Raw genomic sequence first — 9,692 nt, forward strand, 5'->3', positions numbered from 1 at the left:
GAGCACTTTCATGCCAAATAGGACAATTATGACCTTTAAATTGAAAAAAGAGGTTTTTATCTATTACTTTGGTAATTTTCGGGCAGCCTCTTTAATGTCGGGCGGCCGTCAGCAATTTGATTTACCTCCCAGCATAGCGATAAGAATGCTTACCTTTCTGGCAGCATGCTTTTAATTTTGTCCATCCTTTCTGATATATACTTGCTATCGCCCTGGTTCTCCGCCAAAAGCCTTTCCATGACATGCAGTTCTTCGTTCATATAGGCCAGGGCCTGCTCCATCATCTGATCCATTTCCTTGTTGACTCTTACGTTCAGACTGGAAGTCAGACGATGCAGATTTTTTTCCACTTCATAAGGGATCTGTTTCCGGAAATATCTTCGGAAAACGCCGCGGAATATAGACATGGGGAAGAGAAACCATAGCATATCCAGGTGAAAATCAAAGGTGCGGCTAATAGAGATATCTGGCTTTTTCATCTCTTTTAAACCAATGTCCCAATCTTCCATCTTCATCTGTACTCCTAAAACTTGCTCCAGATTGGTGTTTAACCTTTGACGGAAGGATTTAAGGTAAAAGGAAAGATGTTTTTGCAAGGCATCAAGTAGTTCGAAGGTCTTTTCTTCCTGCAGTATAATCTCTTTCAACTGCTTTCCCAGTGATTCCTTCAACCAGTCCTCAAATTGACGGGTCACTTGATACAGGTTTCCCTTCCAGGTGGGAAAAGCGTTCTCATAGTCCTGGTACAGTTTTTCTTCTACCTCCTGACGGAAGGCAGCTAAATATTCGCCAATACTCTCTCTATTCTTTTCTTTGTAGCTTTTAATGATCAGCAGGAGCTCATGGCGGATGAAATGGGAATTCAAATGTTCGCCCAGGATGACTTTTTTCAGCTTACTTTTCTCGGACTCCAGTCTTAAAGAAGCCTGGTAGGCTATATCCAGGTAGGAGAGGCAGCTATCCACCAGAGCGGCAATTTTATGCTGCAATACCCTGGCAAATATTTCATCCCGGTTTAAGGCCGCAGGAAGCAGGACTCTCTCTTTAATTATGGCATTGAATATGTCTGTATTGGCAAAGGCGGAATACCTGAATATGGGGAAGTCACAGTCCAAGCTTTTTCTGATTGCCCCCGACGTAAATGCCTCTATTTCTCTTAATTTCTCGTCTGTGTAAAGATCGGTTTTGGTGATAATAATGGCAATCTGGGGGGTATAACGGTAGACATCCTTTAAAAGGCTTAATTCGCTATCCGATATAGGCCGCTCCGCGCTGATTAAAAACAGGACGCCTCCTGTCTCCGGGAACCAGCCGGTAGTGGTTTCTGTATTATGCCGCCATATACTGCCTATGCCCGGTGTATCCACCAGTCTGATTTCCTTGATATCAGCCATAACCCGGCTTTCGATATCTACTAAATGAACTTCCTTGCGATTTTCCGGGTTCCCTGATTCAGAAACATACGATTCAATCTCACTTACAGATATCTCCTGGCTTGAACCATTTAAGAAAATAACCGTAGCCTTTTCTTCGGTTCCAAACCTTAATCTGGTTATCACCGAGGTAACCGGGATATTCCCTACCGGCAACAATGGCTGCCCAATGAAGCTGTTTAAAAACGAGCTCTTACCCACTTTAAACTGCCCCAATACAGCATAATCCAGGTAATGATTTTGTTCGGAAAAATTGTTTATGCTTTTTATGGTTGGTTTCAAGGAGTGAAGGCCAAAGTCATCGCAGACCTTTTGAGCCTCTTTTAATATTTCTCCTGCACAGGCTATTGGATTAATCTCCGTTTGCATTTCTTTATAGCCTCCCGAACGGAATACTCCATTACCAGTTTTTCTTTGTCCCAAGGATTATGTTTAAAAATATCTATGCAACCATCTTTAATATTTCACGGTGATGTAATTTACCTTAATAACTGCCTGGCGGTTAATGCCTCCTGCTTCATTATAGGAGTTATTTTATTTTTGCCAGGAGGGTTAGCTTGGACATTGGCCTGTATTGTTTATAGAATTGACTTCATCACTAAGAGATTCAATATTTTAGAGAGGATTAGTAGACAGCATTAACTGAAGCAAAGATTGAAACTTTAAGTTAATCCATTGAAATTACGAGATGGAATCATGGGTAAAGAGAATCATAAATGGCTTAACTCCACAGTTTGGGGTGCTTCACTAACGAGCTTTCTCTCGGATTTCGGACATGAATCAGTGACTGTATTACTACCCTCCTTTCTCGCCTCTTTGGGAGCCCCGGTATATGCCCTGGGATTAATCGAAGGTATGAGCGACGGGCTTTCAAGCTTTGCCAAGCTATTCTCCGGATATTATTCAGATAAGCTTGGCAAGCGTAAGGAAATCTCCATATTAGGGTATATAGCGACGGGTATTTTTCCTGCAATTGTCGCGGTCTCAATGTCATGGCCCATTGCTCTTATTGGCAGAGTATTTGGCTGGATAGGCAGGGGAATCAGAGGGCCTCCGCGTGATGCCATACTGGCAAAATCGGTACAGGAAAAAGACCTTGGAAAGGCGTTTGGAGTGCACCGTGCGGGAGACACGCTGGGAGCGATAGCAGGGCCTGCTCTGGCATTCGTTCTCATACCGCAGATAGGGATTAGAGATATATTCTGGCTTGCAATGATACCCGGCATTCTCGCTGCAGTCGTTTTTGCAGTGACAGTAAAGGAGAAAAATCCAGCTCCCATCGAAAGCAATAAAAATATCCTGGAATCTATGAGGGAATTTTCACCAAAATTTAAGAAATTTCTCTCTGCAGTTTTTCTTTTCGGCATAGCCGATTTCTCGCATACGATGCTAATCCTCTTTGCCGTGACTATGCTAACACCGGGCATGGGCTTTATACAGGCAACTTCCGCAGGAGTCCTCCTTTATGGACTGAGAAACGTTGTTTATGCGGCTGCATCTTATCCATTCGGAGTGCTGGGAGACAGGCTCGGCAGAAAGAAAATGCTGGTTTATGGATATTCTCTGGCCGTTCTAATGTTTATAGGCTTTATAATATCGCCTCCCAATGTCGTTATTTATGGATTACTTTTCTCCCTGGCAGGCATTTACATTGCAGCCGAGGATACCCTGGAAGGTGCCGTGTCCGGGCAGATGGTAGAAGAGCAGCGTCGGGCACTTGGATTTGGCGCACTGGCTACAGTAAACGGAATAGGAGATTTCATATCCAGCTTCGTCGTCGGTATATTATGGAATGCCTTTGGATTCACTGCAGGCTTCGCGTTCGCAGCGGTAGTAGGCGCAGCTGGAACCTTTGCGCTAATGGGGGATAAATAAATCCACAGAACAGTTTGAGTAATTACAACCAAGGAGTTTGACAATAAAACCTCTTGAATGTGCAGATTATAGATTTTCACAATAAGCTATTTAAGAACAGGGGCGGAAATTCCCTTCATATGACTGAAGCAAAAAAAACTCTTATGCTCATGATTCTTGACGGATGGGGCTACAGGGAAGAAAAAGAAGGAAACGCTGTCCTTGCAGCCAGAACTCCGAACCTTGACCGGCTGCTGAAAGAATGTCCCTCGTGCTTTTTAGAAGCCTCCGGGGAAGCCGTAGGCTTGCCAGAAGGTCAGATGGGGAACTCTGAAGTTGGCCATCTGAATATAGGGGCAGGAAGAGTTGTTTACCAGGACCTTACAAGAATAAACGTCTCTATCAGAAACGGAGATTTTTTCAAAAATCCTGTTCTGCTTGATGCAATTTCGAACGCTAAACTCAATGATTCAAGCCTGCACCTTATGGGACTTGTCTCTTACGGAGGCGTTCACAGTTACATGACCCACCTCTATGCCCTTATCAAACTTGCAAAGAAAGAAGGGTTAAAAAAAGTATATATACATGTTTTTCTGGATGGGAGAGATGTCCCACCAAAGGCTGCTCTTGCAGATGTCAGGGAGCTTGATGCCTTTTGTAAAGAAAGCCAGGTTGCAAAAATCGCGACAGTACAGGGGCGCTACTACGCAATGGACAGAGATAAGCGGTGGGAAAGGACAAAGCTTGCATATGATACTCTGACTCTTGGAGTTGCTCCCTATACAGCCCCGGATGCCGTAACTGCAGTTTCTGAAGCCTACAATAGGGGAGAAACTGATGAATTTATAAAGCCCACTATAATCACTGACTCGGAAGGAAACCCCGAGGCAGTCATAAAGGACAGGGACTCAATAGTTTTCATAAACTTCAGACCCGATAGGGCAAGGCAGCTTACCTGGGCTTTTGTAAAAGATGACTTTGAAGGTTTCATCAGGGAAAAACGCCCTAAAGTCCATTATGTCTGCATGGCACAGTACGATGAAACCCTGGATTTGCCTATCGCATTTCCACCAGAAGAATTGACGGACGTACTTGGCAAAGTGTTGAGCAGCCGCGGACTTAGCCAGCTCCGCATTGCCGAAACCGAAAAATATGCCCATGTGACCTTTTTCCTTAACGGCGGACAGGAAAAATGCTATGACGGAGAAGACCGCTGTCTTATTCCCTCGCCGAAAATTGCTACTTATGACCTCAAACCTGAAATGAGCGCATATGAAGTTACGGATGAGGTGGTCAGGAGAATCCAGTCAGGGAAGTATGATGTAATCATACTTAACTTTGCAAATATGGATATGGTAGGGCACACAGGAATCTTTGAAGCCGCAGTAAAGGCTGTGGAAACCGTGGACAACTGTGTGGGCAGGATTGTGGAAGCCCTGAGAACAGCAGGAGGAGCAGCACTTATAACTGCAGATCACGGAAATGCCGAACAGATGAAAAACCCGCAGACAGGTGAACCGCATACTGCCCATACATCAAACCCTGTAAAATGCGTTTACACAGGAAACGGCGGGGTAAAAGCTCTTGAGAATGGAAAACTCTCTGACCTTGCCCCCACTCTTCTTGATCTTCTTGGGATCCCGAAACCCGAAGAGATGACAGGCAGATCATTAATTGTGAGATAATGACTGCAAATAGAAAGCAAATGATAATCACAGAAAAGAAAGCACTGATTTTCTTCAGTGCTTTTAAAATTATCAGAATATTCTGTTTCGGTTTTTATAATCAGAGAGACTTCCGAACAGGATTTTTTTAAAAAGATTAAATATGAGCAATTACAATAGAAGGTAAAGATAAAGAGGGCATTATAAAATTTTTGAATGTATAGGGGTTGCTACACATGATAAATATAACCACTCCTTGCCGAATTCATATGACTCTTATTGATATGAATGGAGAAATTGGAAGAGTCGATGGAGGAGCAGGACTAACCCTTTCCTCACCGAATATAAGGATTACTGCTGAAGAAGCCGAGGGGGTCAGTATAGAGGGTCTGCAAAGTTTTGCCGATAGAATGAAAAAAGCTGCAAACGCCCTGCTTCCTGAAGGGAAAGGAATCAGAATAAATGTACAGGAAGTGTACCCAGCCCATGTGGGTTTCGGATCAGGAACCCAATCTTCCCTTGCCGCGGCAGCGGCTGTGAATGAACTATATGATCTTGGGAAAAGCGTTAGAGAACTTGCACTTACAGTAAAAAGAGGAGGAACTTCAGGTATAGGGGTAACTGCTTTTGAGAAAGGAGGATTTATAGTTGACGGAGGGCACAAATTCAAAGATAAAGGAGGTTTTATGCCATCGGCTGCCAGCAATGTACCTCCAGGCCCGGTGCTCTTTCGAGAGGATTTTCCTGAATGGGACATCGTGGTAGCAATCCCAAATGAAAAAGGAATGCATGACCAGGAAGAAATCGAGACCTTCAAGAAATTCTGCCCCCTGCCTGTAGAGGAAGTCAGGGAAATTTCTCATGTTGTGCTCATGCAGATGATGCCTGCCGTAATAGAAGGAGACATCGAAAGTTTCGGGGCCGCAGTAAATCATGTCCAGACTGTCGGCTTTAATAAGAGAGAGAGCCTTATCTGGCCTGATTTTGTAAAAAATATTGCTTCTTTCCTGCGCAGCCAGTGTTATGGAGCCGGAGTAAGTTCTTTTGGGCCTGTGGTCTATGCTCTTGTGGACAATAAAGAAGAAGGCAGGCAGCTTCAAACAGAAGTCCAGAAAATGCTTGACGAAACCGTAGGTGGAGTCACAATGATGACCCGTGCTAAAAACAGTGGGGCAGAGATATCCAGAACCTGACTTAGAGAAATCTAAAGCCTTAGTGGAAATTTTTGAAGTATTTTGAGAATTTGAAGCTCCATACTCAGTGAGAGTCAGCATGAGTTGCGTCGTGGTCGTGTTCCGGCAGCCGATGGAAAATCTCTCCCGACGCCCCAAGTGGATCTACATGAACAACTGCGTTTGAAAGGTAATTCAGGCTGTGAAGCATATTGTGCCTCACATTTACCGCGATTTCATGCCCTTCCTTAACAGAAATTCCGGAGTCTACCGCGACATTCACCTCTGCATAAAGCCTGTGCCCTACCCAGCGCACTCTTATCTCCGTAATATCCTTTACTTCTTTTACCTGGCTGACTACCTGGCGGATATCGTCAACAACATCCGGGTCAACTCCATCAAGTATGCGGGAAAAAACGGATTTACCTGCTTCCCATACCATACGGAGTATTGCGACTGTTATCAGAATCCCGACAATAGGATCTGCAAGAGGGTAACCCATCCAGACCCCAAAGGCTCCGAAAAGTACAGCAAGGCTCGTGAAACCGTCTGCCCTTGCATGGTATCCGTCGGCAATAAGGGCTGCACTTCCGATTTCTTTTCCGACCCTGATCCTGTATTTTGCTACCAGTTCATTTCCAAGAAAACCAATAATTGACGCTCCCGCCACAGCCCTGAGAAAAATCACCGGCTGAGGATAGAGAAGCCTGAAAACTGATTCATAAGCTGCGACTGCAGCACTCAGAAAGATAAGGAAAACAATGGATAGACCTGCAAGGTCTTCTGCCCTGCCGTAGCCATATGTAAAACGTTTATCAGGTTTTTTTCTTGAGAGCAGGAAAGCGAAGCCCAGAGGGATTGCAGTTGCGGCATCTCCGAAATTATGGATGGTATCGGCAAGAAGAGCCACACTTCCCGAAATCAAAACTACAAGTAGCTGGAAAAATGCGGTAATTATCAGGCCGACAAAAGACCATTTGACAGCGGAGAGCCCCCTCTCCGTGGAAAGAAGCCCTGGGTCCACAGCTCCGTGGGTGTGAGAATGTGAGTGTTCTTCTCTCGAATGCTCTGATTCAGATTTTGCCAGCCTTTGACCTCCTGCCCAAAGCTCTTTAGAACCACTGGTCGAGAGTTTTCTGCCTTGCCCCTGAAGCCGCTTTAAGGCGTTCTGCAGTTTTTACCACCCGATCCTCAGAGAAATCGTTCTCCTCACAGAGGAACTTGATGAGTTTTTCGGAATCGGGTTTGCCCCATTTGATTTCATAGTCGTCTGTAACATCAGGATGGGTAAAAAGTTCCTTTATACTGTCCAGAGCTTCAATCTCAACCCCTTTCTCCCGGAGTACAGCGTGAATGTCTCCATGCTTTTTTATAAGCTTGAGGGCTGTCTTGGGGCCTACTTTCTCCAATCCTTTATTATAATCAGTGCCCACACAGATTGCGATATCGATAAGCTGTTCTCTGTTAATTCCCAGAGCTGCCAGAGTTTCCTCCAGCTCGATCATTTCAAGTTCGACATCAACATACACATTCTTTCCAGGGAGCTTGCGTTTACCAGTGACAGCCAGATTTCGGACAACCGCCGGAGCTCCGAAAAGGAAAGAGTCATAATCCTGGGAAGCAACAAAATCGGCATCTTTTTTAAGAACCATATGGGCAGCCTGCGCCTCTCCTTCACAGGGAGCCTGTATCCAGGGAATGCCCATTATACCGAGGAGATATTTGGAATCTTCAGTAATGTACTGGTCAACCTTTGAAGAAGCCTGAGCATACTTATAAGCAGCTTCAAGGTTCCCCTCTGCGATTGCATTTTCCCATTTTTCCAGTGAAGATTCCCGGATTTCTTTCCTTCGATTCAGAGTTCTGGACTTCATCTCAGGGGGCTTGCCGTCAAAAACGAAAACAGGTTTGATACCTGCTTCAACCAGACTGGCTGTGCGGTAGAGCAACCCGGAGAGATGAGAAGTTACTTTCCCTTCTGAATTAACAAGAGGGCTTCCATCTCTCTGGCGAATAATACTCAAAAACTGGTGCAGGGTGTTAAATGCGTCAACTGCGATCACCCGATTTGAGAGGTCAGAAAGTTCTATTTTTCTCTTATAGAGAAGATCTCCAATGTCCGTACCCATGTTTTCCCTCTGAAGATAAAAACTCTATTTAAGGTCGATGATTCCTTTCTTTTATTCTTTAGTCTTTAGCCCTTTTAATGTTAAGGGCAGCCAGTATCTACAGGCAAGTTTGTAAGGGGATGTCTCACTGCCGGGATTAGTTATTTGACAATAGGCTCTAAGTATACTGAAGTTTTACGCTTAATAAAGATAGAAACTCTTTCGTGCAGAAAAGAATCTAAAAGAATTTAAAAAAGGATTTTCAGATTAAGGAAGAGTCAGACCTTTTTCAAGCCCTGCACTTGTCTCTGGTTCTCAGGGCAGAGATCCGTATTAGATAAAGCAGGGTGTTTCTTTTGATTTCAGTCTCCTGTCTGGAATTTCAAAACTTTACTTTCTGTTAAATAAACTCTGCCTGGAATCAAAAAAGGTATGATAGAAATGATTGTGGGAAAAAATTCCGACCTCTGGAGTTTCAAACCAGAATTCGGCCTGTGAAGTTCCCAATCCAGGCTATCCAGGAGAAAAGAAGAATTCGCAAGAATATCAGATTTTTGTCGACATATGTCGAAGCCCAGAGATGTCATGCAGTCTGGTCAAGGCGAACATCAATTACCGAGTCTTCATTTGCCTCGATTTTGGATATTGTCAACAGATTCCCTTTTCTTTCCAGAAGTGTAGCCTTCGTAACCTGGACCTGATGACCATCTACCTGTTTTTTGCTATTGTTTTTATGAATAACCAGAAGCTTCTGGCCCATTTCCGCTCCTTCTCCTATTTTAGATACGATGTTTCGTATAACCTGCTCAAAATCAGAATAAATCAAAATCTCCGACTTATTTGCAACCTTTTTAATAATACCAATCGGTTCAAGATTGAGGTGCATATTAGATTTCCTTCTTTACCTGTTACACAAGGTAATTCAATATACTAACTCTGAGTAATAATAACTTACGATACAGTATAACAATATGATTTTATTTATAAATATCTGGAATACAGATATTCCCCACTACTACAGAATAACCGGTATATAAATTTTGCTAAATCGTGGAGCTTGCCCCCGAAAATGACCTGAAGAATAATGCTTCTGAGCAGTATAATAACATGGATTGTTAAATATATGCCTGAGAGTAATAACAAATTTACGTAGTTAAAATGTAATTTAGAATCTCTTTAACAAAACTTATATATGAACTTTTCAGTTTAATTTCATTTGTAAGAGGTTATTTTGCCCCCCACGACAACGGAATTATATGTATCATGCAAATTATCCAATTTTGAAATAAATTATAAAAGAAAAAAAATTAAAAAATCCACATGAAAATCGTTGATTAACGATATGGAAAAATTAAAAAGTATTTATCCAGAGTTTGGCTGCCCGAATTGCGATTCGGGAGCCCGCTGTCCTTTTCGGTCGCTTCGCTCCCTCAAGAGGACTACTTTTTGGTTTAGACTACT

General features: G+C 43.4%; 7 protein-coding genes. 3 read left to right on the forward strand and 4 right to left on the reverse strand.

Going from position 1 to position 9,692, the window contains the following annotated elements:
* Positions 1-149: 149 nt before the first annotated feature.
* Positions 150-1,802, reverse strand: coding sequence for a dynamin family protein (locus PLL47_RS13740; protein WP_324447017.1), 1,653 nt, complete (start codon positions 1,800-1,802; stop codon positions 150-152).
* A 327-nt stretch (positions 1,803-2,129) separates the two neighbouring features.
* Here PLL47_RS13740 and PLL47_RS13745 point away from each other — a divergent pair, with 327 nt between their 5' ends.
* The 3 genes from PLL47_RS13745 to PLL47_RS13755 all read left to right on the forward strand — a co-directional run bounded on the left by PLL47_RS13745 (position 2,130) and on the right by PLL47_RS13755 (position 6,144).
* A complete protein-coding gene (locus tag PLL47_RS13745) occupies positions 2,130-3,308 on the forward strand; it encodes an MFS transporter (protein WP_324447018.1) in 1,179 nt (392 codons plus the stop codon).
* Between the two features lie 119 nt (positions 3,309-3,427).
* Positions 3,428-4,972 carry a 2,3-bisphosphoglycerate-independent phosphoglycerate mutase gene (gene gpmI / locus PLL47_RS13750; RefSeq protein WP_324447019.1) on the forward strand — a complete coding sequence of 515 codons (1,545 nt, stop codon included), beginning with the start codon at positions 3,428-3,430 and terminating at the stop codon, positions 4,970-4,972.
* A gap of 215 nt (positions 4,973-5,187) precedes the next feature.
* The gene (locus PLL47_RS13755; RefSeq protein ID WP_324447020.1) at positions 5,188-6,144 is read left to right on the forward strand and encodes a beta-ribofuranosylaminobenzene 5'-phosphate synthase; all 957 of its coding nucleotides are present in this window, start codon (positions 5,188-5,190) and stop codon (positions 6,142-6,144) included.
* A 64-nt stretch (positions 6,145-6,208) separates the two neighbouring features.
* Here PLL47_RS13755 and PLL47_RS13760 read toward each other — a convergent pair whose 3' ends face one another.
* The 3 genes from PLL47_RS13760 to PLL47_RS13770 form a co-directional block, all read right to left on the reverse strand.
* A complete protein-coding gene (locus tag PLL47_RS13760) occupies positions 6,209-7,147 on the reverse strand; it encodes a cation diffusion facilitator family transporter (RefSeq protein WP_324447021.1) in 939 nt (312 codons plus the stop codon).
* Between the two features lie 88 nt (positions 7,148-7,235).
* Positions 7,236-8,252 (reverse strand): flap endonuclease-1, encoded by a 1,017-nt coding sequence (gene fen, locus PLL47_RS13765; protein ID WP_324447022.1) that lies wholly within the window; start codon positions 8,250-8,252, stop codon positions 7,236-7,238.
* Between the two features lie 562 nt (positions 8,253-8,814).
* Positions 8,815-9,117: a hypothetical protein gene (locus PLL47_RS13770; protein WP_324447023.1), complete on the reverse strand. Its 303-nt coding sequence runs from the start codon at positions 9,115-9,117 to the stop codon at positions 8,815-8,817.
* Between the last annotated feature and the right edge of the window lie 575 nt (positions 9,118-9,692).

It is taken from the genome of Methanosarcina sp., from assembly GCF_035390745.1.
Classification (GTDB): Archaea; Halobacteriota; Methanosarcinia; order Methanosarcinales; family Methanosarcinaceae; genus Methanosarcina.